The sequence below is a fragment of the Allobosea sp. NPDC055353 genome, assembly GCF_053644975.1.
In genome coordinates this window covers 437689-461033 of sequence record NZ_JBSHMC010000002.1, presented here as the reverse complement: position 1 = coordinate 461033, position 23345 = coordinate 437689, and the positions used below count along the sequence as shown (strand labels likewise).

Below are 23345 nucleotides of genomic sequence, written 5' to 3'. Positions count from 1 at the left end.
CGCGTCCCGAGGCGGGAATCGGCCTGCCGGAGACGCCGCGGGACTAAGCCCAGATGACCGCCAGCGCGCCGACCGCTTCCCTGCCGCAACGCGCCATGATGCCGGTGCTGATCGCGCTGAGCTTCACGCATCTGCTCAACGACATGATCCAGTCGCTGATCCCGGCGATCTATCCGATCATCAAGGAGGCCTACCGGCTCGATTTCGGACAGATCGGCCTGATCACGCTGACCTTCCAGGTCTCGGCCTCGCTGCTGCAGCCGGCGGTCGGGCTCTACACCGACAAGCACCCGATGCCCTATTCGATGGTGGTCGGCATGGGCTTCACGCTCTCCGGCCTGATCGGCCTCGCCTATGCCGGCAGCTACGGGTTCCTGCTGCTCTCGGCGGCTTGTGTCGGCATCGGCTCCTCGATCTTCCATCCCGAGGCGACGCGGATGGCGCGTAACGCTTCCGGCGGGCAGCATGGTCTGGCGCAGGGCATCTTCCAGGTTGGCGGGCAGACCGGCGGGGCGCTCGGGCCGTTGCTTGCCGCCTTCATCATCGTGCCGCGCGGGCAGGGCAGCCTCGCCTGGTTCTCGGTCGCGGCGCTCATCGCGATGATGCTGATGGTCTGGACCGCGGCGAGCTATGCACGGCTCGACAAGGCGAGGCCCCCGAAGGCCGCAGCGGCTGCGGCGCCCGCCCGTCCGGGCAAGCGCTCGGTCGCTTTCGCGATCACCATCCTGATCATCCTGCTGTTCTCGAAGAACGCCTATTCGGCGAGCTTCACCTCGTTCTACACCTTCTACCTGATCGGCAAGTTCGGCATCTCCGTGCAGAACTCGCAGGTGATGCTGTTCCTGTTCCTCGGCTCCTCGGCTGTCGGCGCATTGGCCGGTGGCATGCTGGGCGACCGGATCGGCCGCAACAAGATCATCTGGTTCTCGATCCTGGGCGCGCTGCCGTTCACGCTGATCCTGCCCTATGCCGACCTGTTCTGGACCGGCGTGCTGACGATCCTGATCAACCTGATCATGTCGAGCGCCTTCGCCGCGATCCTGATCTATGCGCTGGAATTGCTGCCCGGCCGCGTCGGGTTGGTCGGCGGCTTCTTCTACGGGCTGTCCTTCGGGCTCGGCGGGCTGGCCGCCGCGCTGCTCGGCGAGTTCGCCGACATCCTCGGCATCGAGGCGGTCTACAAGATCTGCTCGTTCATCCCGCTGATGGGCCTGCTCGCCTGGTTCCTGCCGCGCCTCAGCGAGGGCACGCGCGGCGCCAGGGTCGGGCATTAGGCGGCAAGCACTGGCACTAGAACCACGCGGTCATCCCGGGCTTGACCCGGGATCCATGCCGGAACGCTTCCGGAAAAGGTTCAGGAATGGATCCCGGATCTTCGCTTCGCTGCGTCCGGGATGACCGCGATTGCTGAGGTGACTGAAGCTGTCGGCGTCAGAGCGCGAGCTTGCCGGCCTTGGCGGCGGCGTAGCGTTCGTTGACCTTCTTCCAGTCGACCACGTTCCACCAGCCCTTGAGATAGTCGGCGCGGCGGTTCTGGTATTTCAGGTAATAGGCGTGCTCCCAGACGTCGTTGCCGAGCAGGACCATCTGCTTGTCCATGATCGGACTGTCCTGGTTCGGCTTGCCGAGCAGCGCGAGCTTGCCGGCCTTGTCGACGGTGACGAAGACCCAGCCGGAGCCGAAGACGCGCAGGCCCGCCGCCTCGAAATCCGCCTTGAACTTGTCGAAGCCGCCGAGGTCGCGGGTGATCGCGGCGGCGACGTCGCCGGTGGGAGCGCCGCCGGCACCCGGCCCCATCACCTCCCAGAACATGCTGTGATTGGCATGGCCGCCGCCATTGTTGCGGACGAGTGTGCGGATGCTCTCGGGCAACTGGCCGAGATCGGTGATCAGCTCTGCGACCGAAGCCTTGGCGATGACGCCGTTGTCCTTGGCAGCATTGTTCAGCGCGGCGACATAGGCCGCATGGTGGCGGTTGTAGTGGATGTCCATGGTAGCCGCGTCGATATGTGGCTCGAGCGCATTGGCCTCGTAGGCGCGTTTGGGCAGCGAAAACGGGCCGGCCGGTGCTGCCGGCGCGGCGGCCTGCGCCCAGACCTTCGGGGCCGCGGCGACGGCGAGCGCAGCGGCACCCAGGCCGATCAGGCTGCGGCGGGAGACGGCGGACATTGCGGTCATGGAATTCCTCCGGAAAGCGTTGCGGCGTGTCGGCTTCCTGCTCAACGCGCGTGTCCCGTTGCGGGTCCGTCGTCGATCGCTCCAGCTATAGCACGGCCCGGCGCGGCGGTTGACCCAAGGGCAACATCACAATCCCGCCGTGCATGACGAAAGTGGTAAATCGCCCGATCGCGCTCTTAACCGGCGATTTACCGCGTTTCTCTACGGTTCCGGCAAGAAATCTTCCCGGGTTGAAGGGGCGTCCCGCCATGCACGCACTGGCTCGCAAGCTCGATCTGCCCGTTGACGCGGTAGTGCAGGACCTTGCCGGCGAGCCGACAGAGGCCGGTGCCGAGCGCGCGGTGCGCGAGATTGCCGCCCGTTTCGGCAAGCTCAGCGCCGAGATCACCGATATCGCGGGGCGCGTCGGCGATGTGACGCAGCAATTCGACCAGCAGACGGCGGGCTTGCGCCGCGTGGTCGGCGCGGTCGAGCAGGTGTCGCAGGCGAACAACGCGATCCGGCAGGCGGCCGAGGGTGCGCAGGCTGCCGCGTCCGGTGTCCGCAACGGCCTCGAGCGCGTGACCAAGTCGGTGCGGCTCGGGCTCAATGCAGCGCAGGCCGATATTGCGACGCTGTCGCAGGAAGCCCAGTCGATGTCGCAGGTGCTGGCGCAGGCCGTCGGCGACGCGCACAAGGCGCGGGCGTCAAGCGACGCGATCCAGTCGATCACCCGCGAGATCCAGCTCCTGTCGATCAATGCCGGCGTCGAGGCGGCCCGCAGCGGCGAGGCCGGCAAGGGCTTCGCGGTCATCGCTGCCGCCGTGAAGGCGCTGGCCGAACAGACCCGCGCGGCGACGGCGGCGAGCGCAGCCCAGCTCGACCTGCTGGTCAAGGCGGTCGACGCCGTCGCCCGGCGCAGCCAGGAAAACGCGCAGACGGCGCAGCGCGCGCAGGCGGGCAGCCAGAATATCTCGCTGCAGATCGGCGAGTTCGACAGCTTCGGTCGCTCCGTCGTCGAATTGATCGGCGAGATCGAGGCCGTATCGCGCCCGACGCGGGAGAATGCCGAGGCCTGCGCCAAGGCCGGACAGGACCTCGCCGGCCTCGTGGCCGGGGTCGATGCGTCTACCGACAATCTCGAGCAGGCGGGACAGCGCACCGAGGCGCTGGTCGCGATCAGCGAGGGCATCCTTGGCTCGATCGCGGCGTCTGGCGTGCGGACCGCCCAGTCGGAGCTGATCGCGACCGCCATGGAGACGGCGGGCACGATCGGCGAATTGTTCGAGGCGGCGCTGGCGCGCGGCGATCTCACGCTCGCAGACCTGTTCGACGAGGCCTATCGGCCGATCCCGGGATCGGATCCGGTCCAGCACATGACCCGCTTCGTCGCCCTCACCGATCGGCTGCTGCCGCCGCTGCAGGAGGAACTCCTGACCTCGAACGGGCGGATCGTGTTCTGCGCTGCGGTGGACCGCAACGGCTTCCTGCCGACGCATAACCGCAAATATGCGCAAGCCCAGGGCAGCGATCCGGTCTGGAACAACGCCAATTGCCGGAACCGGCGGATCTTCGACGACCGCACCGGGCTCGCCGCCGCGCGCAACCGCAAGCCCTTCCTGCTGCAGAGCTACCGGCGCGACATGGGCGGCGGGCAGTTCCTGGTGATGGAGGACCTGTCGGCGCCGATCATGGTCAAGGGCCGGCACTGGGGCGCCTTCCGCTTCGGCCTCAAGGTCTGACGCTTCGTCCGTGCCTGCCCTGTCGAGTTGAGTGAGCGAGTTCCCGAGTCAGCGCCATGCATATCGCGCCATCCTTCCCCAACCTGTCGGTGCTGCTCATCGATCCGAGCCCGCATTACCGCCGTATCGTGCGCACGATGCTGTATCAGGCGCAGCTCAATCGCATCTTCGAGGCGGCCGACCTTTCCTCGGCGGCTTCGACCTTCATCCAGAAGCAGCCGAACATCGTCATCCTCGACTGGGACATGCCCGAGGGCAACAGCATCAAGTGCCTGGCAGCGATCCGTTCGTTCAAGACCTCGCCCTTCGCCAAGGCGCCGGTGCTGGTGATGATGGAACGGCCGGACCGGCGCTCGGTCGTCCAGGCGGCGAAGCTCGGTGCGCATGAGATCATCACCAAGCCGATTTCGCCCAACAATCTCTGGCTTCACCTGTCGGGCGTCATCAACGTGCCGCGAAAATACCGGGAGGCGACCGGCAAGATCACGCTGGTGCCGCGCGCGATCAGCAACAACATGTTCTGAGGCTCGTGGCTGCGTGCCGCAATTGCCACGAAAGCGCCAAGAGTATTGATAGGCGCCTCCCCATTTAGCGAAGTTTTTACCAGTTTGCCGCGATGCTCCAGGCGCAATCCTGGGTCGCCCTCCATGCTCATCACCGTTTCGCTTCCCCCTTTCCTCGGCCGCTCCGAGGCCGCGGCGTTCCGCAACCAGCTTCTGGTGGCGCTGGAACAGCGGGAAAGCATCGCCGTCGAATGCGCCGAGGCGGGAGCCCTCCCCAGCCTCTGGATTCAGCTTCTCCATTCCGCAGCCACCAGCGCCGCCGCGCGGGGGCTTTCGGTCACGCTCAAGGCGGCTTCCGAGGAATGCCGCGAATCCTTGCGGGCGATCGGCTTCGATGCCGCTCACAGCGCTCTCGTTCTGGAGTGACAGGCATGAAAATCCTGGCGATCGACGATACCAAGACCCTGCTCAGCCTGCTCAGCCTGACGCTGCGCAATGCCGGCCACGAGGTGGCCGAGGCCGAGAACGGCGAGGACGGCCTCAACAAGTTCGAGCAGTTCAAGCCCGATCTCGTGATCACCGACCTGAACATGCCGATCATGGACGGCATCGAGTTCACCCGCGCCTGCCGCTCGCGCCCGGCCGGGCAGAACACGCCGATCATCGTGCTGACCACGGAGAACGGCGCCGAGATCAAGGCGGAGGGCCGCCGCGCCGGCGCCAGCGCCTGGATGGTCAAGCCTTTCGAACCCAACACGCTGCTCGGCCTCGTCGCGCGCTACCAGAACTGAAGGTCGGCCGATGGACCCGTTGGCAGAACTCAAGCAGACCTTCTTCCAGGAATGCGAAGAACTCCTCGGCGCGCTGGAGCAGAAGCTCCAGGCCCTCGATGAGGGCTCCGTCGATCCCGAGGACGTCAATGCCGCCTTCCGCGCCATTCACTCGATCAAGGGTGGGGCCGGCGCCTTCGGCTGCACGGAGCTGGTCGGCTTCGCGCATGTCTTCGAGGCCTCGCTCGACCATCTGAGGTCCGGCCGCGTCGCCGTCGAGGATGCGCCGTTCACGCTGTTCCTGCGCTGCGCCGATGCCGTCGCCGATCTCGTCTCGGCCGCCCGCAACGACGAGCCCGCGACCGAGCGGCCGGATCTGCTGGCCGCGCTCGAGCAGGTCGGCAAGGAGCCGCAGGCACCCGTCGCCGCGCCAGCTCCGGTTGCGCCCGCTTCGGCCCCGGTCGCCCCTGCTGCCGACAACGATGCGCCCATCGGCATCGCCGCGCTCGGCAACCTGCTCGCCATGGTCGAGGCGAAGACGGCGGCTCCCGCCGCTGCCGCCGACGATGGCTGGGACGACGAACCCGCTGCCGCGCCTGCCCCTGTCGCCGGCAAGCCAGGCCGCGACGTGCAGTTGCGCATCGCGCCGGAAACAGATCTGTTCCGCCGGGTGATCGAGCCGCGCGTCGTCCTGGGCTCGCTGCCGGCCGCCGACATCGTCTCGATCCGCTGCGACCTGAGCCAGGTGCCGCCGCTGGAAAGCCTCGATGTCAGCGATTGCTGGCTGCGCTTCGATGTGGCCTTGCGCACCGAATTGTCGGTCGAGGACCTGCACGGCCGCTTCGACTTCAGCCTGGCGAACGAGGAATTCGAGATCGCCTTCGCCGAGGAGGCCGTGGTCGCGGCACTCCCGGCGAGCGAGCCGGAGGCCGCTGCACCCGAGGTCTCTAGCGCGGTTGCCGCCGACCTCTCGGCGATCCTGGCCATGCTCGGCCCGGCACCGGAAGCGGCGAACGAGCCCGATATCAAGCCCGCCCCGGAGACAGCGGTCGCCGCGGCGCCGGTCGTCGCCGCGGAAGCGCAAGCGGCCGCCCGCGCCGCGCCGCGTGCTCCGGCTGCCCCCGATGCCTCCGCACGCCAGCGCCAGGCCGTCAGCGTGCGCGTCGATCTCGACCGCATCGACAAGCTGATGAATCTCGTCGGCGAGATCGTCATCACCCAGTCGATGCTGGTCGAATGCGTGCGCTCGCTGCCCTATGACGTCCACGCCAAGACCGCCGAGGGCATGCTGACCCTGTCGCGCCAGACGCGGGAGTTGCAGGACCATGTCATGGCCGTGCGGGCGCAGCCGGTGAAGGCCGTGTTCCAGCGCATGCCGCGCCTGGTGCGCGAGCTCGCCCAGACGCTGGGCAAGGAAGTGCGCCTCGTGCTCGAAGGCGAGAACACCGAGGTCGACAAGACGATCATCGAGGAACTCGCCGATCCGCTGACCCATATGATCCGCAATTCGATGGATCACGGGCTGGAGACGCCCGACGAGCGCATCGCGGCCGGCAAGCCGCGCGAGGGCACGATCAGGCTGATCGCCGAGCATCGCGCCGGCCGCATCGTCATCTCCGTCACCGATGACGGGCGCGGCATCGGCCGCGACAGGCTGCTCGCCAAGGCGCGCTCGCGCGGTCTCGTCGGCGCCGACGAGAAGCTCGCGCCCGAGGAGATCGACCAGCTCATCTTCGCCGCCGGCCTGTCGACGGCCGAGGTCATCAGCGACGTGTCGGGCCGCGGCGTCGGCATGGACGTCGTGCGCCGCAACGTCGAGTCGCTCGGCGGCCGCATCAGCGTCGATTCCGAGCCGGGCCGGGGCTGCAAGTTCACGCTCGCCCTGCCGCTGACGCTCGCCGTGCTCGAAGGCATGGTGATCCGCTGCGGCGACGACCGCTACGTCATCCCGATCGCCTCGGTGATCGAGACGCAGCATCTCGCCTCGACGCCGATCGAGCGGCTGCCCTTCGGCCAGGAGGTGCTGCGCTGGCGCGGCGAGGTGACACCGCTCTATCGCCTCGGCGACGTGATGGGTTCGATGGGCCAGACCAACGAGAACATCGTCATCATCGCCGAGACCGAGCGCGGCAACAATGTCGGCATCGCCGTCGACGAGATCGTCGGCCAGCAGCAGGTCGTCGTGAAGAGCCTCGAGGCCAATTACGGCGCGGTCAACGGTGCCTCGGCGGCAACGATCCTCGGCGACGGCCTCGTCGCCCTGATCCTGGACATCGACTCGATGCTGCGGCTGGCCGCTTCCGGCAGCCGCTCCCCCCAATCTGACCTCAAGATGGCTGGATGACCATGAGCCTCCAACTCGGCGAAAAGCACTTCTCGTCGGCGCAGCCGGAATCGGCGGCGCGCCGCATCGTGACCTTCAAGGTCGGCGACCGCACCTTCGGCATCGATGTCGGCATGGTCCGCGAGATCAAGGGCTGGCAGGCGACGACGCCGCTGCCGCATGCGGCCCCGCATGTGCGCGGCGTGCTCAACCTGCGCGGCGTGATCCTCGCGGTCTACGACCTGCGGACCGCGATCGGGCTTGGCGCCACCGATGCCACTGCGACCCATGTCATCGTGGTCGTCGATGTCGAGGACAAGACCGCCGGCCTGCTGGTCGACTCGGTTTCGGACATCGTCGACGTGCCGGTCAGTGCGGTGCGCCCGGCGCCGGAGCTGGAGCGTGACGAGCACGGCCTGATCGAGGGCCTCGTCCTGCTCGACACCGACATCGTCGCGCTGCTCGACCTCGCGGCGGTGATCCGCGACGGTGGCGCCGAGGCCCAGATCAAGACCAGCCGGGCCGCCTGACCTTTTCGAGACCAGCCCGAGCGTAGCGTTCAAGAAGCGGGCGAGAACAAGAAACGATCGACCCATATGGGCAGCGCGCTCGGCCCCTTCTCACGTCTCTCGGTCAGCCAGCCGCTGCTCGCCGCCGGTTCGGCGGCGCTCGCCGGCAGCCTGGCATCCTACGCGGCACTGGCCGGTGCTCCCGCGCTGGGGGCTGCCGCCGTTGCGGGCGTCGCATTGCTCGGCGGCCTTGCCGCCTGGGGCGCGGCCCGTCCGCTCGCGCGCAGCGCGGCGGCTGCGGCTCGCCTGGCCGAAGGCGTCGAGGTCACGCTTCCCGACGCATCCGGATCGGGTGAAGGCGCGGAGCTGTCGCGCGCGCTTGCTGCCATCCGCGAGCAGGGCCAGGAAGCCGAAAGGCTGCGCGCCGCGCTCGATCAGGGCCGCGCCAGCGTCATGCTCTGCGATCCCGATGGTCGGGTGGTCTATGTCAGCAAGGCGCTGCTGCGCTTCTTCGGCGAGGCGCAGGAAGATTTTCGCGCGGCCTTTCCGGGTTGCTCGGCCAAGGACATGCTGGGCCGCGTCATGGAGCGCGTGCAGGGCGAGCATCAACCGACCAGCGGCCAGCCGGTGCGCCTGACGCTCGGCCGCCGCACGATCTGCCTGACCCTGACGGCCATCACGCAGGGCGATGGCCGCAGCCTCGGTACCGCCGTGGAATGGCGCGAGATGACCGGGGATCTCAAGCTCGCGGCCGAGATCGTGGCGCTGGTCGAGGCGGCCGAGGCCGGCGACTTTTCCCGCCGCCTGTCGCCGGAAGGGCAGCCGCTGCCGCTCGGCCACGCGGTCAAAGGCCTGAACCGGATCAACGCCGCCCTCGAGGATACGTTCGACCAGATGGCCCATGCCGTCTCGGGGGTAGTCGAAGGCGATTTCGATCGATCGATCCCTGTGACCAGTCAGGGCAGCCTCGGTTTTCTTCAAGACAGCCTCAACGAGGCCTTCGGGCATGTCGGCGCGACGCTCGCGACCATTCGCGACAGCGCGGGCCGGGTTTCGCAGGCCGCTGCCGAGGTCGATGCAACGACCACGGAGCTTGCGGCAGGCGCCGGGCGGGCGGCTGCCGAGCTCGCCGAAGCGTCCGCCGCAGCCGAGCAGGTCGCGTCGTCGGTTGGGCGCAGCAGCATTCGTACGCGCGAAGCCGGCGAGCTCGCCGGCGAGACGATGAGTGTCGCGCAGCAGGGGCAGGGCGTCGTCGCCCGCGCCGTCGACGCGATCGGGCGCATCGAAAGCTCGTCGCTGAAGATTTCCGAGATCGTCGGCGTGATCGACGAGATCGCCTTCCAGACCAACCTGCTCGCTCTGAACGCCGCCGTCGAGGCGGCGCGCGCGGGCGATGCTGGCAAGGGCTTTGCGGTCGTCGCCTCCGAAGTGCGCTCGCTGGCGCAGCGCTCGGCGCAGGCCGCGAAGGATATCAAGGGTCTGATCGCCTCGTCGAACGGGCAGGTCGCCGAGGGCGTCGGCTTCGTTCGCGAGACCGGCACGGCGCTGGAGCGCATCGTCGCTGCTGCCGGCAAGGTCGCGACGACCGTGTCCGAGATTTCCACTGCGACCGCCGAACAGGCGCAAGGTGCCGGCGAGATGGGTCGCAGCGTGACGAAGATGGACAAGGGCACGAGGCAGAACGCCGATCTGGCCCGGCGCAGTGCTGAGGCTGCTGCCGCGCTCGCCGAGCAGGCGGCGGCGCTTCACGCCTCTATCGAAGCGTTCAGCGCGGGTCATGCGGCAGCCGGCGACGCCTTGCCGCCACGCCGCAGCAGCACGCCACAGGCAATCGCGCCGCCGTCACGGATGATGCCGCAGCCACAGCCGCGCCGCGTCGCCGCTGGCGGCCGCATGGGGATTTGAGAGATGAACAGATCCGCTCCGTCCAATCCCTTCGCGCTCGCCCAGCCTGCCATGGCCGACGTCACGCTGACGCGCGACGACATGAAGTTCATCGCGACGCTGGTCTATGAGCAGGCCGGCATCGTCATCCGCGAGCACAAGGAGGCGATGACGCGCGGGCGGCTGGCGCGGCGCGTCAAGGCGCTCGGCATGGGCTCGGTCGCGGAATACTGCGCCTTCCTCAAGACGCCGCAGGCGGCGGGCGAGCTGCCGGAGCTGATCAATGCGGTGACGACCAACCACACCGCCTTCTTCCGAGAGCGCCACCATTTCGACCATCTGCGCAAGGACGTGATGCCACGGCTCCTGCAGGAGCGAGGTGGGCGGCGCGGCCGAATACGCATCTGGTCGGCCGCCTGCTCGTCCGGCGAGGAACCCTATTCGATCGCTGCCTCCTGCCGCGACGTGATGGGTCCGCGCAGCGATGTCGATTTCAGGATCCTGGCGACCGATATCGATACCGATATCCTGGTGCGGGCCGAGGCCGGCATCTATCCGGCGGAGCTGTTCGAGCGCCTGCCGGCCGATGTGAAGCCCTTGCTCAAGCTCGAAGGCGGGGCCGGGCGGGGCGACGCCCGCATCGTCGAGGACCTGCGCCGGATGATCGCCTTCAAACGCCTGAACCTGATCGAGAAATGGCCGATGAGCGGCCCGTTCGACGTGATCTTCTGCCGCAACGTCTTCATCTATTTCGATACGCAGACCAAGGCCTCGATCCTCGACCGTTTCGTGGCGCTGCTGGCGCCCGGCGGCTTCCTCTATCTCGGGCATTCGGAATCGCTGCCGCAACCGCATCCGAAGCTGCGCCTGATCGGCCGGACCATCTACGAGAGAACCGCATGAGCGTTTCACGGTCCTCCCGCCGTTATTTCGATCCGCGTTTCCAGGCGACGATCATCACGGTCGCGCCGGGCGAGCACGAGATCACCTCCGCCAAGGACGAGATCGTCGCGACGGTGCTCGGCTCCTGCGTCTCCGTCTGCATGCGCGATCCCATCGCCGGCGTCGGCGGCCTCAACCATTTCCTGCTGCCGAAGAACAACGGCAACGCCGATCCCAGCGCCGGCGAGCGCTATGGCGACACGGCCATGGAAGTGCTGATCAACGACCTGCTCAAGCGCGGCGCCAAGCGCAACAATTTCGAGGCGAAGGTCTTCGGCGGTGCGCGCGTGCTCTCGGGCGCGACGATGCTCGCCATCGGCGACGGCAACATCGCCTTCGTCAACGAGTTCCTGAAGGTCGAAGGCATTCCCGTGGTCTCGCGCGATGTCGGCGGCACGCGGTCGCGGCGCATCCATTACCAGCCCTCCACGGGCCGGGCCTGGGTGCAGCACGTCCAGCCGACGGCGCGCGACAGCGGCCACGAGCAGGAAATCGCTTATCTCAACCGGCTCAAGACGCAGCCGGTGGCCGGTGAAGTGGAGGTCTGGTGATGAATATGCCGCTATCCTCCGCAGGCCCGGTCAAGGTCCTCGTGGTCGACGATTCCATCCTGATGCAGAAGCTGATGACGCAGATCATCGACTCTGCGCCGGGCTTCAAGGTGATCGGCGTCGCCGGCAGCGCCGAAGAGGGCTGGGACGCGATCCAGGAACTCCGGCCCGATGTCCTGACGCTCGATCTCGAACTGCCGGGCCGACACGGCCTCAAGCTCCTGGCGCGCGTGCTCAAGCAGGATCCGCTGCCGGTGCTGATCGTCTCGGCCTTCGGCGGGCCGGGCGCCGACAACACCATCCAGGCGCTGGAGCTCGGCGCCATCGACTTCATCGAGAAGCCCGATGGCACGACCCATACGCTCGACGGCTTCATGAAGCATCTCGTCGCAGCGCTGCAGCGCGCGGCGGCCAGCCGCAAGATGCTCGCCGCCGCGCGGCAAGTGGCGCTGGCCGGGGCCGTGCCCGCTCGTCCGGCGGCGGCTCCGCCGCGAGAGACGGCGCGCAGCGGCAAGACCTCGCTGATCGCGATCGGCGCCTCGACCGGCGGCGTCCCGGCCGTTCAGACGGTGATGCGGGATCTCGCTCATCTCAGGCTGCCGATCGTCGTGGTGCAGCATATGCCGTCGGGCTATACGGCAAAATTCGCGGCCCGGCTCGCGACCGCGACCGGTCTCGATGTCCATGAGGCCGTCGACGGCGACAGGCTGAAGCCAGGGATGGCCGTGGTGGCGCCCGGTGGCTCGCGCCATCTCGAGATCGAGGAGCGGCGCGGCGAGTTCGTCTGCGCGCTGCGCGAGGGGCCGCTGGTCAGCGGTCATTCGCCTTCCGTCGACGTGATGTTCCATTCCGTGGCACGCAGCGCCGGCAGCCATGCGGTCGGCATCCTGCTCACCGGCATGGGGCGCGACGGCGCTGACGGTTTGTTAGCCATGCGCAAAGCCGGGGCCGAGACGTTAATCCAAAGCGGTGAGACCTGCGTGGTAAACGGGATGCCGAAAGCGGCCTATGAATTGGGAGCGACCGAGCGGGTCGTTCCGCTTACCCAGATTGGTACCGCGGTCAGCCAGTTGATCGGCGAGAGGCCGAACCTGCGCACCGCGTAAGGAGATTGTGATGTCAAAGGCCAGAAGCGAATACCGCATCCTGGTGGTCGACGACCAGAAAAGCATGCGCGGCCTGGCGACCTATTTCCTCAAGCAGATCGAGTTCCAGGACATCGACGAGGCGGAGAACGCCCGCGAAGCGCTGATGAAGATGCAGACCAAGCGCTACGACCTGCTGCTGCTCGACTGGAACATGGACGGCATGAGCGGCATCGACCTCCTGCGCGCGATCCGCTCGGTGCCGGAACTGAACCAGATCAAGATCATCATGGCGACCTCGGAGCGTTCGGTCGACAAGATGGACGAGGCGACCAGCAACGGCGCCGACCACTACGTCGTGAAGCCCTATGAATTGCGCGATCTCGAAGTGCGGGTGAAGAAGGTCCTCGCCTGCTGAGGATTGCCTGCCGGGGCCTGCCGGTCTCGCCATCGTGAAGCGGAGCCCCGCGCCGGCCGGCTGCGGGGCTTTCTGCTTTGGGGCATGATGCCGCCCGTTCGGTTGTCGGATCGGAGAGAAGCCATGCTGCCGTCGCGCCGCCAGATCGTCGCCGGGATCGCCGGAGCGGCTTCTGCTAGTCTCATCTCTCGCGAGGCTGCGGCGCAGGCTCTCACCGGCGCCCATGCTTTCGGCTTCGACAAACCGGGGGGCGGGCGCCTGCCGCTGGCCGATTATCGCGGCCGGCCGATCCTCGTCGTCAACACCGCGACGCGCTGCGGCTATGCCGGGCAGATGGCGACGCTGGAGCAGCTCTGGCAGCGCTACCAGATGCGCGGCCTGATGCTCGTCGCGGTGCCGAGCAATGATTTCGGCGGGCAGGAACCGCTCGACGGCGCCGCCATCGCCGAGGCCGCCCGGCAGAGCCACGGCGCGACCTACACCTTCGTCGAGAAGAGCGTGGTGCGCGGGCCGGAGGCGCATCCGTTCTATCGCTGGGCCGCCTCGGAGAAGCCGGCGGACACGCCGCGCTGGAACTTCCACAAATACCTGGTCGGCCGCGACGGCACACTGCTCGGCGGCTTTCCGGCCGCGACCGATCCGCTCTCGCCGCAGCTCGTGCAGGCGATCGGGCGGGAGTTGGCGGCGGGGTAAGCTTCCTCATCCGCGCCATAAAAAGCGCGGCTGGGCGGTAGCCGACTTACTTCTTCGGCCGGAACGCCGCGATCACTGCCGGATCGGTCTCCAGCCACGGCCCTTCGATCAGGTCGATGCAATAGGGGATCGCCGGCATCACCGCGTCGAGGCACTCGGCGATGGCGCGGGGGCGGCCGGGCAGGTTGACGATCAGGGATCTGCCCCGGATGCCCGCGGTCTGGCGCGAGAGGATCGCGGTCGGAACCTTGGCGAGGCTGACCTGGCGCATCAGTTCGCCGAAGCCCGGCATCGGCTTCTCGACGACATCCTCGGTCGCCTCCGGCGTGACGTCGCGCGGGGCGGGGCCGGTGCCGCCGGTGGTGACGATCAGGCAGCAGCCTTCGCGGTCGGCGAGATCGCGCAGCGTTTCGGCGATCGCTGCGCGGTCGTCGGGGATGACGCGTGCCACCGCTTCCCAGGGCGAGGTCAGGACCTTCGCGAAATAGGCCTGGATCGCCGGCCCGCCCTCATCGGCGTAGATGCCGGCCGAGGCGCGGTCGGAGACCGTGACGATTCCAATCCGGGCTGTCGCGGTCATCGGCTCTCTCCTGCGGGCGGGCCTGCTCTATCGGTGGCGTGGATGAATGGTCAAGTCGGCTCCCCCATGTCAGGAAGGGCCTCGCTCATGTCGATCCCGCCAAGGCGTCGTCGCGCTACTGGATCGACACCCTGCATTTCAACCCGGAGGTCGGCCGCTGGCTGCTCGGGCGGATCGGGCTCGGGCGGCCTCCCGCAGGCGCCGCAGCCACATCCGGCTGAGGGCCGCAACCTGCGCTGCGCCGGGGCGGCCGGGGCCGACGCGGATGATGGCATTGGCCATCTCGCGACGCTCGCCCCAGACATAGGTGCCGGCATCGACCCCTTCGCCGGCGCCGCTGTCGAAGAAGGCCGGCGGCGTCCCGTTGAAATCGGCCTGCAGCATGGCGATCGTCAGGGTCCGGCCCGGCGAATGGCGGCCTTGCGTCTCGTCATAGGCGATCTTGAGAAAATGCCGGCGGTTGCCGCTCTCGACGAGCAGGCCCATGGCGATGGCGCGGCCGTCATGCAGCAGGGTGTCGATCAGCAGCGTGTCGTCGTTGGCGCAAAGCTCGGCCAGGCGGCGGATATAGGCGGCGTCCGCCGGCAGGCAGGCGATGGCCGTGCCGGCTTCACCCTTCCAGCCGGAAGCTTCGAGCGTCAGGAAGGCGTCGAGCGCCTCCAGCGCGCCGCGGCCCCGGTTACGCCGGAAGGTGAGGGCGCCCTGCTTCGCCACGGCCCGGAACTGCTGCATCCGCTTCTTGTAGGCGGAGCCGAGCGCGCGGCGCAGATAGCTCTCGAAGCTGTCCTCCGGGCGCGGGGTCATCACCGGCCGAACCCAGCGCTCATAGGTCGAGATCGCGCTGCCGGTCTGGCGGCAGGCTTCGGAGAGGGCGGCATAACAGGGGCCGTCGAGCGGCAGCAGCGGAAGCAGCAAACGGTGGGGCAGGTCGCGTGAGGCGAGCAGATAGCGCATCAGGGCGCGGGCCGCTTCCGATGCATGGTCGCGATCGAGCACCGGCAGCGAAGAGACTTCGTAGAGCGGCACGAGCGGTGAAGCGAGAGCGGGGGTGAAGCCGCTGCGCCAGCCCTTCACGCGCCGGAAGGCCCAGATTCCGACGAGCTGTTCGAAGTCGAGCGCTTCGCTGAGCCAGGCGCAGAGCACGACGATCTCGTCCTCGGGGATGAGCAGGGTCGCGGCCGAGATGGCAGCCGGTGCCATATGCGGATTGGGCTCGAGCGCATGGCGCGCGAGCTCCGCGAAAACCGGCCCCAGCTCCGCGTAAGCGGCGGGGCCGAGGCGCCTGACGACGATTCCCGTGCTCAAGACCGATGGCCGTCCCGGTTCGGCAGACGCCATTCGCCGCGCAGGGCGAGCACGAAGGCGATCACCTGCGCCGTGGCGCGGTAGAGCTCCTCGGGGATCTGGTCGTCGAGCTCGACCGCCGAGAGCGCCTGCGCGAGGATCGCGTTCCGCTCGACCTCGACATCATGCTCCCTGGCTGTCTCGACGATGCGCTCGGCCAGTTCGCCACGGCCCTTGGCGGTGACGCGCGGCGCGCCATGCCCGTCATATTCCAGCGCGACGGCGATGCGGGGCGGCCGTGGCGTGCTCATGACAGGCGGTCCAGGAACTGGCCGGCGGTCGGCTGCATCACGTGGGGCTGGCCGGTATGGATGTCGATGACGCCGCTGGCGAAATCGGCATCGAGCAGCGCGCCTTCGAGGCCGGGCGCGGCGCCGCGCAGCAACTGGCTGGTCTCCTCGCGCTCGGCCCAGATCGAAACGCCGACATCGCGGCCCTGCAAGGTGACGACGCCTTGCAGCGGCCCCATCGGCTCGACATCGAGCGCGAAGCGGATGCGCCAGAGCGGCAGGCTCGCCCCTTGCGCGTTGCGGCGCGGGGTGTCCCGCTCGACCTGGAGCGGCAGGATCGCTGTGCCCTGATGGAAGGCTATCGGGATTTCGGCGAGCCAGCGCTGCGGTGCTTGCGTGCCGTCCTGCCGGGTGGGCTCGAGCGGCAGCGAGGCGTATTGCGCGAGCTTGATCCGGTCGAGCGCGGCTTCGGTCTGGTCGAGCAGCGTCTCGGCGATGGCGAGCGGCTTCTCGGCCGGGTGAAGCGTCGGCTCGACGGCGGGTTGCGGCGCGAGCGGGCCGTCCCGGCGCGGCGGGGCGAGGCGGGCGGGCTGGTCGGTGGAAGCGAGGTCTGCCTGTCGATCCACCGCCTGGCCGTTGCCCTGCTCCTGTCGACCCGCCTTCGGGTCCGGCGACAGGGCGTCGATGATCGGCAGCAAGGTCTCGCGCAGCGCCTGCAGCCCGGCCTTGAGGTCACCCTGCCGGGGTTGCGGCAGGCCCGCGGCCTGCCGCGTGTCGAGGAAGAGCCCGGAGGCCTGGAAGGCCTGCTTAAGCCCTGCCGCCGTCGGCGCCTGCCGCTCGGCCGGAACGGCCTGGGCGAGCACCTGCTGGATCGTGGGCGGCAGCGTTTTCGGCAGGGCCAGCGAAATCGTTCCCTGCGCCAGTGCGCGCAGGTTGGCGAAGAGCGGGGCAAGCCCCGCCTGCCGCTGCAGGACGGGACCGAGCAGCGGTCCGGCGATCGCGCGGGCGATCGCGGCTGACGGGATGGCGGGGAAAGCGGCTGGCGGGACGGCTGCGGTCGCTGTCGAGGTTGCCGGGGGCGTGCTGGCCGGAGCTTGACCGGCGAGCGCTGGGGAAGCGGGCGCCGCAGTGGCCGGTGCTGGAACAGAGGCTTGAGCCGCAGCAGGGCCGAGCGTTTGCAGGGCTTGCTGCAAGAAGGCCTGCTGCATCGCCACCGGGGAGGGCGGGTGCGCGGCCTGTGCGACAGCCGGCGCGGCCGGCGTAGCAGTCTGTGGAGCAGGCGAGGGTGCCGGCGCTATCGGCGGGCGGACCGAAACCGGTGATGTGGGGGCTGCATCCGGTTGCGCAGGCGTGGGCGCAGGGACTGGTTGCGGCGGGGCTTGCCCGGGCGCTGGCGTATTGGGCGGGCGTATTTCGACCAAGGTAGCGCGGAGATCGCCGCCTTGCTGTTCGGGTGGATCGAGGCGCAGCAGCAGGGTGGCGCCCGGCTGCAGGGCCGCCTGCCTCGCCTGCGGACCGGCCAGGACCAGCGCGACCCTGGTCTCGCCGATCATGGCGGTCGCGGTGCCGTCCGGTTCCAGCGAGGCGAGCCTGGCCTGCACCGTCCGGCCAGCCGCCAGCTCTCCGCCTGCGTCGAGCGCCTGCAGCAGGGTGGCGAGGGTCTGGCTCTTGACGAGCTGGGCGAGATTCATCGGGTGACCACGTGAGGACGCAGTACCCTGTCACGAAAGATTAAGCATTTCCTTGCCGACCGGCCGCGTCGTGCAGGGCGTGCCTGCGCGCCGGGCGCTGGCCTCGGACGCGCCGCTGCGGCAGGGTTGGCCATCGCGTTCGAGGATTTCAGCCATGGATTACCGCCGTCTCGGCCGTTCCGGCCTCAAGGTTTCGCCGCTCTGCCTGGGCACGATGATGTTCGGCGGGCCGGCCGACGAGGCGACCTCGCGCCGGATCATCGACAGCGCGCACGACGTCGGGATCAATTTCATCGATACGGCCGATGCCTATAACGAGGGCCAGTCCGAGGAAGTGACCGGCCGCGCCATCGCCGCCCATCGCTATGACTGGGTGCTGGCGACGAAGGTCGCCAATCCCATGGGCAAGGGGCCGATGCATGGCGGGCTGTCGCGGCGCTGGGTCCTGCGCGCCTGCGAGGACAGCCTGCGCCGGCTCGGCAGCGAGACCATCGACATCTACTACCTCCACAAGGAGGATCACACGACGCCGCTGGAAGAGACGGTGCATGCGATCGCCGATCTCGTCCGGCAGGGGAAGATCCGGCATTTCGGCGTCTCGAACTATCGCGCCTGGCGATTGGCCGAGATCTGCCGGCTCTGCGACGAGCTCGGCATCGACCGCCCTGTGGTGAGCCAGCCCTATTACAACGCGATGAACCGCATGCCGGAGGTCGAGCATCTGCCGGCCTGCGGCTATTTCGGGCTGGGCGTCGCCTCCTACTCGCCGCTGGCTCGCGGCGTTCTGACCGCGAAATATGCGCCGGGGCAGGCGCCGGCGGAGGGCACGCGCGCCGGGCGCGGCGACCGGCGGATGATGCAGGCGGAGTGGCGCGAGGAGAGCCTGGTCATCGCCCAGACGATCAAGGACCATGCGGCGCGGAAAGGGCTGACGCCGATCCAGTTCGCGGTGCGCTGGGTGCTGAACAACGCCTTCGTCACGGCGGCGATCGCCGGCCCGCGGACTTTCGAGCAGTGGGAAGCCTACCTTGCCGCGCTCGATGCCGGCTTCGACGCGGAGGACGAGGCGCTGGTCGACCGGCTGGTGCCGGCCGGCCATCCCTCGACGCCGGGCTACAGCGACCCGGCCTATCCGCTCGAGGGGCGCGTCAGCCGCGCCTGAGGGGCGACTGCCCTCAGTTCATCATGCAGAAGCCGTTGACCACGACATCCGTCTGGCACCACGGCTTCTTGACTTCGCTGTTCGCGGAGAGGCGCAGCGGCACGGATTCCTCGCGCTGGGCAGTCGCCGGCGGGAAAGGGACGCGCTGGGGCTGGCCAGTCGCGGCCTGTGAGCGGTTCGCGCCGGCGGCGATGCCGGGCACGACGACGACGCTGCGACTGGTCTTGGCTGGCGCGGCCGAGCTGCGCCCGCCAGCGCGGAACTTGGCGGCCTCGGCCTGAACGGGCAGCAAGGTGGCGGTCGCGAGCAGGCAGGCGAGGGTGGCGATGCGGCGCATGAGAACGGTCTCCCGGTTATCGACAGGATGCCGCGATCTGCCGCAACGGCAAGGAAAGCCTGGAATCAGTCTCAGCGAGGCGTTAACGCCGGTTCTCAGGCGGCTGCGCGCGCCCGGGTGAAGCTGTCCCAGGCCGCCATAGCGCCCTGGGCGATCATCTCCAGCATGGGCCGCGAAGCGCCGTCGCGCGCCTGGATCGACATGCCCTGCTGGACGGTGACGTAGTAGCTCGCGACCGGATGCGGATCGAACGCGGCCGGCAATTCGCCCTCGGTGACGGCGCGCCGCAGTCGCTCCTCGATCATGGTCACGCTGCCGGCCCGCATCTCTCGCAGGATGCGGCTGGTCTCGTCGCCGACGCCGATGGCGTTGACCGCCGATAGAACGACCATGCAGCCGGGCGGGCGGCCGGGCCGGGTGAAGATCCGGGCGCTTGCCATCAGATAGCCTTCCAGAGCCGCGCGGGCCGTCGGAGCGTTCAGCAGGGGCGAGAGGATGTCGTCGCTCTCGGTCGCAGCGAAGTGATGGATGGCCTCGCGATAGAGCTCTTCCTTGCTGCCGAAGGCGGCGTAGAGGCTCGGCGAATTGATGCCCATCGCCTCGGTGAGGTCGCTCATCGCGGCGGCCTGGTAGCCGCGCTCCCAGAACACCTCCATGGCGCGCTCCAGCGCTGCCAGCCGGTCGAAACTGCGTGGACGGCCCCGTTCGGCCATGCGTCGCCTCCTCGAAATTATTCTGTATCGTTCGTTATATATTTTACTTGACGACGGCTGGCAAGCGCGCCAGTTATTATGTATCGATCATTATAGAAATGGAGTTTGCCATGTTACGCCTTGCCGGAAAGCGCGCTCTCGTCACCGGCGGCAGCCGCGGAATCGGCGCCGCCATTGCCCGCAGGCTCGCCACTGAGGGCGCCGATGTCGCGCTGACCTATGAACGCTCTGCCGACAAGGCGGCTGCGGTCGTGAAGGAGATCGAGGCCCTCGGCCGCAAGGGCTTTGCCATCGCTGCCGACAGTGCCGATCCGGACGCCGTAAAACGCGCAGTCGATGAGGCTGTGAAAGCGCTCGGCGGGCTCGATATCCTCGTCAACAATGCCGGGATCTATCGCGGCGGCCCGGTCGCCGACTGGAGCCTCGCCGATATCGACGCGACGCTCGCCGTCAATGTCCGCGCGGTGGTGCTGGCCTCGCAGGCTGCGGCGGCGCATCTGGGCGAGGGCGGGCGGATCATCTCGACCGGCTCCTGCCTCGCCGACCGGGTGGTTGAGCCCGATATCACGCTCTACGCGATGAGCAAGGCGGCGCTGATCGGCTTCACCAAGGGGCTGGCGCGCGATCTCGGGCCACGCGGCATCACCGTCAACATCGTCCACCCCGGCTCGACCGATACCGACATGAACCCTGCCGGCGGCCCGGGCGCCGATGCCCAGCGCGCGCGCATGGCGATCCCGCGCTATGGCCAGCCGGAGGACATCGCCGGGCTCGTGGCCTATCTCGCCAGCGAGGAGGCGCGCTTCATCACCGGCGCCGGTTTCGCCATCGATGGCGGCGTGAACACCTGACGCCGAGCCGGTTCGAAGGAAGCCCGTCATGGTCGGGCTTGTCCCGACCATCCACGTCTCCCTTCGCGTTGCGCGGTGCTCAAGACGTGGATGCTCGCCACAAGGGCGAGCATGACGGGGGCGGCTTCGTGTCTGGCCCTAGTGCCCGGGCAGTACGATCATGGTGGGCTTGGCCGGCAATGTCGCCTTGCCCAGCGTGATCGTCGCATGGTCGCGGCGCTCCACCGGCCAGAGGTCCTGCGTGCGGGCAAGGAAGCGGTTCAGCGTGCCGCCGCCGAAGAAATGCATGGGGATCATCACCCGCGCCTGGATCGATTTCAGGACATCCAGCATGCCGGACTGGTCGAGCGTATAGCTGCCGTCGACCGGGAAGAGCACGATGTCGACCCGGCCGAGCGCCTGCAGATGGCCGGGCTCCAGCGGATGATGCAGATGGCCGAGATGGGCGATGCAGAGCTCGCCGATCTCGAAGATGAAGATCGAATTGCCGTCATAATCCGTGCCGCCCTCGTAGGTGCGGATGTTCGTCGGCACGTTGCGGACGCGGACATCGCCGAAGGTGAGGTCGTGCTGCGCCGCGCCCCGGCCGGACAGGTCCCAGCCGGGCAGGACATGCTTGATCGCCGGGTCGGGATTGCGCGAGTTATGGGTCGAGTGCGCCTTGTTCATCGTGGCGATGTCGGGCGTCACCGGCGGGCGGACATAGTCGTTGTAGTCGGTCGCGATCTTCACGCCGCCCGGCGTCTCAATCAGGAAGGTGGCGTGGCCGACGAAGGTCAGCCTGGCTTCGTCCTTCGCCAGTTGCACCCGCTGGATCGGCAGACGCAGGCTCGCCATTTCCGGCCGGCAGCCGGGCTCGTTCGACTGGGCACGGGCGGGAGCAATGGCAAGCAGAGCGAGCGCGAAGCTCGCAAGGACACGCAACAGGACGGCGGGCAGGCTCATCGGCGGGCTCCGGCATCACTCAGGCCATGGGAGCTTCCGGCAAAATCCGGGCCGGGGGAAGGGCGCCTGGATCGCTCTACCGGTTTTGTGAAAGGCACCTGCTCCACCGGCAGGCGGTTGCGGGCGGCGCGCCCGGTCGCTACATAGCGGCCAGATTTCCCGACATCCCCGTGTCGCAGCCCCCCGAAAGCGGAGTCCGCTCGCCTCATGTCCCGCCAGTTCATCTACCATATGCGCGGCCTGTCCAAGACCTATCCGGGCGGCAAGCAGGTGCTGAAGGACATCCATCTGTCCTTCTATCCGGATGCCAAGATCGGCGTGCTCGGCGTCAACGGCGCCGGTAAGTCGACCCTGCTCAAGATCATGGCTGGCTTCGACAAGGAGTGGACCGGCGAGGCCTGGGTCGCGGAAGGCGCGCGCGTCGGCTACCTGCCGCAGGAGCCGAAGCTTGAGGAGACGCTGACCGTCCGCGAGAACGTGATGCTGGGCGTCGCCCCGCAGAAGGCGATCCTCGACCGCTACAACGAGCTCGCCATGAACTACTCGGACGAGACCGCCGACGAGATGACCAATCTCCAGGACGAGATCGAGGCCAAGGGCCTGTGGGATCTCGATTCCAAGGTCGACCAGGCGATGGACGCGCTGCGTTGCCCGCCTGACGACTGGGCCGTCGACAAGCTCTCGGGCGGCGAGCGCCGCCGCGTCGCCATGTGCAAGCTGCTGCTGGAGCAGCCGGAACTGCTGCTGCTCGACGAGCCGACCAACCATTTGGACGCCGAGACCACCGCCTGGCTCGAAGGCCATCTGCGGACCTATCCGGGCGCGATCCTGATCGTCACCCACGATCGCTACTTCCTCGACAACGTCACGAGCTGGATCCTCGAGCTCGATCGCGGCCAGGGCATCCCTTACGAGGGCAACTACTCCGCCTGGTCGGTGCAGAAGCAGAAACGCCTCGCCCAGGAAGGCCGCGAGGACGTCTCGCGCCAGAAGACACTGGAGCGCGAAGCCGAATGGATGGCCGCTTCGCCCAAGGCCCGCCAGGCCAAGAGCAAGGCCCGCATCCAGCGCTATGACGAGCTCGTCCAGAAGGCCAACAACAAGGGGCCGGACACCGCGCAGATCATCATCCCGATCGCCGAGCGGCTGGGCAACAATGTCGTCGATTTCGAAGGTCTCTCGAAGGGCTTCCAGGACAAGCTCCTGATCGACGATCTCTCGTTCAAGCTGCCGCCGGGCGGCATCGTCGGCGTGATCGGCCCCAACGGCGCCGGCAAGACGACGCTGTTCAAGATGATCACCGGGGTCGAGAAGCCGGATGCCGGCACGATCAAGGTCGGCGAGAGTGTCCAGCTCGGCTATGTCGACCAGAGCCGCGACTCGCTCGACGACAAGAAGAACGTCTGGGAGGAGATCTCCGGCGGCAACGACATCATCTATCTCGGCAAGAAAGAGATCAATTCGCGGGCCTATTGCTCGGCCTTCAACTTCAAGGGCGGCGACCAGCAGAAGAAGGTCGGCTCGCTCTCGGGCGGTGAGCGCAACCGCGTCCACCTCGCCAAGATGCTGAAGTCCGGCGCCAACCTGCTGCTGCTCGACGAGCCGACCAACGATCTCGACGTCGACACGCTGCGCGCGCTCGAAGAGGCGCTGGAGGACTATGCCGGTTGCGCCGTGATCATCAGCCACGATCGCTGGTTCCTCGACCGCATCGCGACCCATATCCTCGCCTTCGAAGGCGACAGCCATGTCGAGTGGTTCGAGGGCAATTTCGCCGATTACGAGGAAGACAAGAAGCGCCGCCTCGGCATCGACTCGACCATTCCGAAGCGGATTCAGTACAAGAAGTTCTCGCGCTGAGCGCCTGATATCTGATTTAAAAAGCCTCGCGGCGCCGCAAGGTCCGCGGGGCTTT

25 protein-coding genes are annotated in these 23345 nt (G+C 68.0%); 16 read left to right on the top strand and 9 right to left on the bottom strand.

Going from position 1 to position 23345, the window contains the following annotated elements; genetic code table 11:
* The first annotated feature begins 53 nt into the window (after positions 1-53).
* Positions 54-1274, top strand: coding sequence for an MFS transporter (locus ACWIEX_RS15515; protein WP_454033913.1), 1221 nt, complete (start codon positions 54-56; stop codon positions 1272-1274).
* Between the two features lie 157 nt (positions 1275-1431).
* Here ACWIEX_RS15515 and ACWIEX_RS15510 read toward each other — a convergent pair whose 3' ends face one another.
* Positions 1432-2169: a superoxide dismutase gene (locus ACWIEX_RS15510; protein WP_454034799.1), complete on the bottom strand. Its 738-nt coding sequence runs from the start codon at positions 2167-2169 to the stop codon at positions 1432-1434.
* A 257-nt stretch (positions 2170-2426) separates the two neighbouring features.
* On the opposite strand from ACWIEX_RS15510, the gene ACWIEX_RS15505 reads away from it, so the two are divergent.
* From ACWIEX_RS15505 to ACWIEX_RS15450, 12 genes are all read left to right on the top strand, one after another.
* Positions 2427-3899 carry a methyl-accepting chemotaxis protein gene (locus ACWIEX_RS15505; RefSeq protein WP_454033912.1) on the top strand — a complete coding sequence of 491 codons (1473 nt, stop codon included), beginning with the start codon at positions 2427-2429 and terminating at the stop codon, positions 3897-3899.
* A gap of 56 nt (positions 3900-3955) precedes the next feature.
* Entirely contained in the window at positions 3956-4423 is a 468-nt protein-coding gene (locus ACWIEX_RS15500) for a response regulator (RefSeq protein WP_061966736.1), read from the top strand.
* A gap of 123 nt (positions 4424-4546) precedes the next feature.
* Positions 4547-4828 carry an STAS domain-containing protein gene (locus tag ACWIEX_RS15495; protein WP_454033911.1) on the top strand — a complete coding sequence of 94 codons (282 nt, stop codon included), beginning with the start codon at positions 4547-4549 and terminating at the stop codon, positions 4826-4828.
* A 5-nt stretch (positions 4829-4833) separates the two neighbouring features.
* Entirely contained in the window at positions 4834-5193 is a 360-nt protein-coding gene (locus ACWIEX_RS15490) for a response regulator (RefSeq protein ID WP_091856406.1), read from the top strand.
* 10 nt (positions 5194-5203) lie between these two features.
* Positions 5204-7516 carry a chemotaxis protein CheA gene (locus ACWIEX_RS15485; protein ID WP_454033910.1) on the top strand — a complete coding sequence of 771 codons (2313 nt, stop codon included), beginning with the start codon at positions 5204-5206 and terminating at the stop codon, positions 7514-7516.
* Positions 7513-8025: a chemotaxis protein CheW gene (locus tag ACWIEX_RS15480; protein ID WP_082617344.1), complete on the top strand. Its 513-nt coding sequence runs from the start codon at positions 7513-7515 to the stop codon at positions 8023-8025. Before ACWIEX_RS15485 ends, ACWIEX_RS15480 begins: the two co-directional genes overlap by 4 nt.
* A gap of 66 nt (positions 8026-8091) precedes the next feature.
* Positions 8092-9909: a methyl-accepting chemotaxis protein gene (locus ACWIEX_RS15475; RefSeq protein ID WP_454033909.1), complete on the top strand. Its 1818-nt coding sequence runs from the start codon at positions 8092-8094 to the stop codon at positions 9907-9909.
* A 3-nt stretch (positions 9910-9912) separates the two neighbouring features.
* Positions 9913-10791: a CheR family methyltransferase gene (locus tag ACWIEX_RS15470; protein ID WP_454033908.1), complete on the top strand. Its 879-nt coding sequence runs from the start codon at positions 9913-9915 to the stop codon at positions 10789-10791.
* On the top strand, positions 10788-11381 hold the full coding sequence (locus ACWIEX_RS15465; RefSeq protein WP_091856409.1) for a hypothetical protein: 594 nt from the start codon (positions 10788-10790) through the stop codon (positions 11379-11381). The genes ACWIEX_RS15470 and ACWIEX_RS15465 overlap by 4 nt, the downstream gene beginning before the upstream one ends.
* A complete protein-coding gene (gene cheB, locus ACWIEX_RS15460; RefSeq protein WP_454033907.1) occupies positions 11381-12487 on the top strand; it encodes a chemotaxis-specific protein-glutamate methyltransferase CheB in 1107 nt (368 codons plus the stop codon). The genes ACWIEX_RS15465 and cheB overlap by 1 nt, the downstream gene beginning before the upstream one ends.
* Before the next feature lie 10 nt (positions 12488-12497).
* Positions 12498-12884, top strand: a complete 387-nt coding sequence (locus tag ACWIEX_RS15455; RefSeq protein ID WP_047578914.1) for a response regulator — start codon at positions 12498-12500, stop codon at positions 12882-12884.
* Between the two features lie 123 nt (positions 12885-13007).
* Positions 13008-13577 (top strand): glutathione peroxidase, encoded by a 570-nt coding sequence (locus ACWIEX_RS15450; protein ID WP_454033906.1) that lies wholly within the window; start codon positions 13008-13010, stop codon positions 13575-13577.
* A gap of 46 nt (positions 13578-13623) precedes the next feature.
* Here the strand turns inward: ACWIEX_RS15450 and mog are convergent, their stop codons facing one another.
* The 5 genes from mog to ACWIEX_RS15425 all read right to left on the bottom strand — a co-directional run bounded on the left by mog (position 13624) and on the right by ACWIEX_RS15425 (position 17578).
* Complete coding sequence (mog, locus tag ACWIEX_RS15445) at positions 13624-14157, bottom strand: molybdopterin adenylyltransferase (RefSeq protein ID WP_454033905.1); 534 nt, start codon at positions 14155-14157, stop codon at positions 13624-13626.
* 138 nt (positions 14158-14295) lie between these two features.
* Positions 14296-15462 (bottom strand): GNAT family N-acetyltransferase, encoded by a 1167-nt coding sequence (locus ACWIEX_RS15440; protein WP_454033904.1) that lies wholly within the window; start codon positions 15460-15462, stop codon positions 14296-14298.
* The gene (locus tag ACWIEX_RS15435) at positions 15459-15752 is read right to left on the bottom strand and encodes an EscU/YscU/HrcU family type III secretion system export apparatus switch protein (RefSeq protein WP_454033903.1); all 294 of its coding nucleotides are present in this window, start codon (positions 15750-15752) and stop codon (positions 15459-15461) included. Before ACWIEX_RS15435 ends, ACWIEX_RS15440 begins: the two co-directional genes overlap by 4 nt.
* Entirely contained in the window at positions 15749-17422 is a 1674-nt protein-coding gene (fliK, locus tag ACWIEX_RS15430; protein WP_454033902.1) for a flagellar hook-length control protein FliK, read from the bottom strand. Before fliK ends, ACWIEX_RS15435 begins: the two co-directional genes overlap by 4 nt.
* A gap of 30 nt (positions 17423-17452) precedes the next feature.
* A complete protein-coding gene (locus ACWIEX_RS15425) occupies positions 17453-17578 on the bottom strand; it encodes a hypothetical protein (protein WP_454033901.1) in 126 nt (41 codons plus the stop codon).
* Between ACWIEX_RS15425 and ACWIEX_RS15420 the strand changes: the two genes are divergently transcribed.
* A complete protein-coding gene (locus tag ACWIEX_RS15420; protein ID WP_454033900.1) occupies positions 17577-18584 on the top strand; it encodes an aldo/keto reductase in 1008 nt (335 codons plus the stop codon). The two genes, ACWIEX_RS15425 and ACWIEX_RS15420, sit on opposite strands and share 2 nt — an antisense overlap.
* A gap of 13 nt (positions 18585-18597) precedes the next feature.
* On the opposite strand, the gene ACWIEX_RS15415 is transcribed toward ACWIEX_RS15420, so the two are convergent.
* Both ACWIEX_RS15415 and ACWIEX_RS15410 read right to left on the bottom strand, forming a co-directional pair.
* Entirely contained in the window at positions 18598-18921 is a 324-nt protein-coding gene (locus ACWIEX_RS15415; protein ID WP_454033899.1) for a hypothetical protein, read from the bottom strand.
* Positions 18922-19016: 95 nt separating this feature from the next.
* Positions 19017-19634, bottom strand: a complete 618-nt coding sequence (locus ACWIEX_RS15410; protein WP_454033898.1) for a TetR/AcrR family transcriptional regulator — start codon at positions 19632-19634, stop codon at positions 19017-19019.
* 110 nt (positions 19635-19744) lie between these two features.
* On the opposite strand from ACWIEX_RS15410, the gene ACWIEX_RS15405 reads away from it, so the two are divergent.
* Positions 19745-20485, top strand: coding sequence for an SDR family NAD(P)-dependent oxidoreductase (locus ACWIEX_RS15405; protein ID WP_454033897.1), 741 nt, complete (start codon positions 19745-19747; stop codon positions 20483-20485).
* Positions 20486-20623: 138 nt separating this feature from the next.
* On the opposite strand, the gene ACWIEX_RS15400 is transcribed toward ACWIEX_RS15405, so the two are convergent.
* Positions 20624-21430, bottom strand: coding sequence for an MBL fold metallo-hydrolase (locus ACWIEX_RS15400; protein WP_454033896.1), 807 nt, complete (start codon positions 21428-21430; stop codon positions 20624-20626).
* 207 nt (positions 21431-21637) lie between these two features.
* Here ACWIEX_RS15400 and ettA point away from each other — a divergent pair, with 207 nt between their 5' ends.
* Positions 21638-23290 carry an energy-dependent translational throttle protein EttA gene (gene ettA / locus ACWIEX_RS15395; protein ID WP_454033895.1) on the top strand — a complete coding sequence of 551 codons (1653 nt, stop codon included), beginning with the start codon at positions 21638-21640 and terminating at the stop codon, positions 23288-23290.
* Positions 23291-23345: the final 55 nt, after the last annotated feature.

Bases quoted from the DNA above. Each gene is read 5' to 3' on its own strand.
- ACWIEX_RS15470 (WP_454033908.1), top strand. From the start codon at position 9,913: ATGAACAGATCCGCTCCGTCCAATCCCTTCGCGCTCGCCCAGCCTGCC.
- ACWIEX_RS15475 (WP_454033909.1), top strand. From the start codon at position 8,092: ATGGGCAGCGCGCTCGGCCCCTTCTCACGTCTCTCGGTCAGCCAGCCG.
- ACWIEX_RS15420 (WP_454033900.1), top strand. From the start codon at position 17,577: ATGGATTACCGCCGTCTCGGCCGTTCCGGCCTCAAGGTTTCGCCGCTC.
- mog (WP_454033905.1), bottom strand. From the start codon at position 14,157: ATGACCGCGACAGCCCGGATTGGAATCGTCACGGTCTCCGACCGCGCC.
- ACWIEX_RS15405 (WP_454033897.1), top strand. From the start codon at position 19,745: ATGTTACGCCTTGCCGGAAAGCGCGCTCTCGTCACCGGCGGCAGCCGC.
- ACWIEX_RS15500 (WP_061966736.1), top strand. From the start codon at position 3,956: ATGCATATCGCGCCATCCTTCCCCAACCTGTCGGTGCTGCTCATCGAT.
- ACWIEX_RS15495 (WP_454033911.1), top strand. From the start codon at position 4,547: ATGCTCATCACCGTTTCGCTTCCCCCTTTCCTCGGCCGCTCCGAGGCC.
- ACWIEX_RS15465 (WP_091856409.1), top strand. From the start codon at position 10,788: ATGAGCGTTTCACGGTCCTCCCGCCGTTATTTCGATCCGCGTTTCCAG.
- ACWIEX_RS15510 (WP_454034799.1), bottom strand. From the start codon at position 2,169: ATGTCCGCCGTCTCCCGCCGCAGCCTGATCGGCCTGGGTGCCGCTGCG.
- ACWIEX_RS15450 (WP_454033906.1), top strand. From the start codon at position 13,008: ATGCTGCCGTCGCGCCGCCAGATCGTCGCCGGGATCGCCGGAGCGGCT.
- cheB (WP_454033907.1), top strand. From the start codon at position 11,381: ATGAATATGCCGCTATCCTCCGCAGGCCCGGTCAAGGTCCTCGTGGTC.
- ettA (WP_454033895.1), top strand. From the start codon at position 21,638: ATGTCCCGCCAGTTCATCTACCATATGCGCGGCCTGTCCAAGACCTAT.
- ACWIEX_RS15410 (WP_454033898.1), bottom strand. From the start codon at position 19,634: ATGGCCGAACGGGGCCGTCCACGCAGTTTCGACCGGCTGGCAGCGCTG.
- fliK (WP_454033902.1), bottom strand. From the start codon at position 17,422: ATGAATCTCGCCCAGCTCGTCAAGAGCCAGACCCTCGCCACCCTGCTG.
- ACWIEX_RS15415 (WP_454033899.1), bottom strand. From the start codon at position 18,921: ATGCGCCGCATCGCCACCCTCGCCTGCCTGCTCGCGACCGCCACCTTG.
- ACWIEX_RS15425 (WP_454033901.1), bottom strand. From the start codon at position 17,578: ATGGCTGAAATCCTCGAACGCGATGGCCAACCCTGCCGCAGCGGCGCG.
- ACWIEX_RS15485 (WP_454033910.1), top strand. From the start codon at position 5,204: ATGGACCCGTTGGCAGAACTCAAGCAGACCTTCTTCCAGGAATGCGAA.
- ACWIEX_RS15435 (WP_454033903.1), bottom strand. From the start codon at position 15,752: ATGAGCACGCCACGGCCGCCCCGCATCGCCGTCGCGCTGGAATATGAC.
- ACWIEX_RS15490 (WP_091856406.1), top strand. From the start codon at position 4,834: ATGAAAATCCTGGCGATCGACGATACCAAGACCCTGCTCAGCCTGCTC.
- ACWIEX_RS15480 (WP_082617344.1), top strand. From the start codon at position 7,513: ATGACCATGAGCCTCCAACTCGGCGAAAAGCACTTCTCGTCGGCGCAG.
- ACWIEX_RS15505 (WP_454033912.1), top strand. From the start codon at position 2,427: ATGCACGCACTGGCTCGCAAGCTCGATCTGCCCGTTGACGCGGTAGTG.
- ACWIEX_RS15515 (WP_454033913.1), top strand. From the start codon at position 54: ATGACCGCCAGCGCGCCGACCGCTTCCCTGCCGCAACGCGCCATGATG.
- ACWIEX_RS15455 (WP_047578914.1), top strand. From the start codon at position 12,498: ATGTCAAAGGCCAGAAGCGAATACCGCATCCTGGTGGTCGACGACCAG.
- ACWIEX_RS15400 (WP_454033896.1), bottom strand. From the start codon at position 21,430: ATGAGCCTGCCCGCCGTCCTGTTGCGTGTCCTTGCGAGCTTCGCGCTC.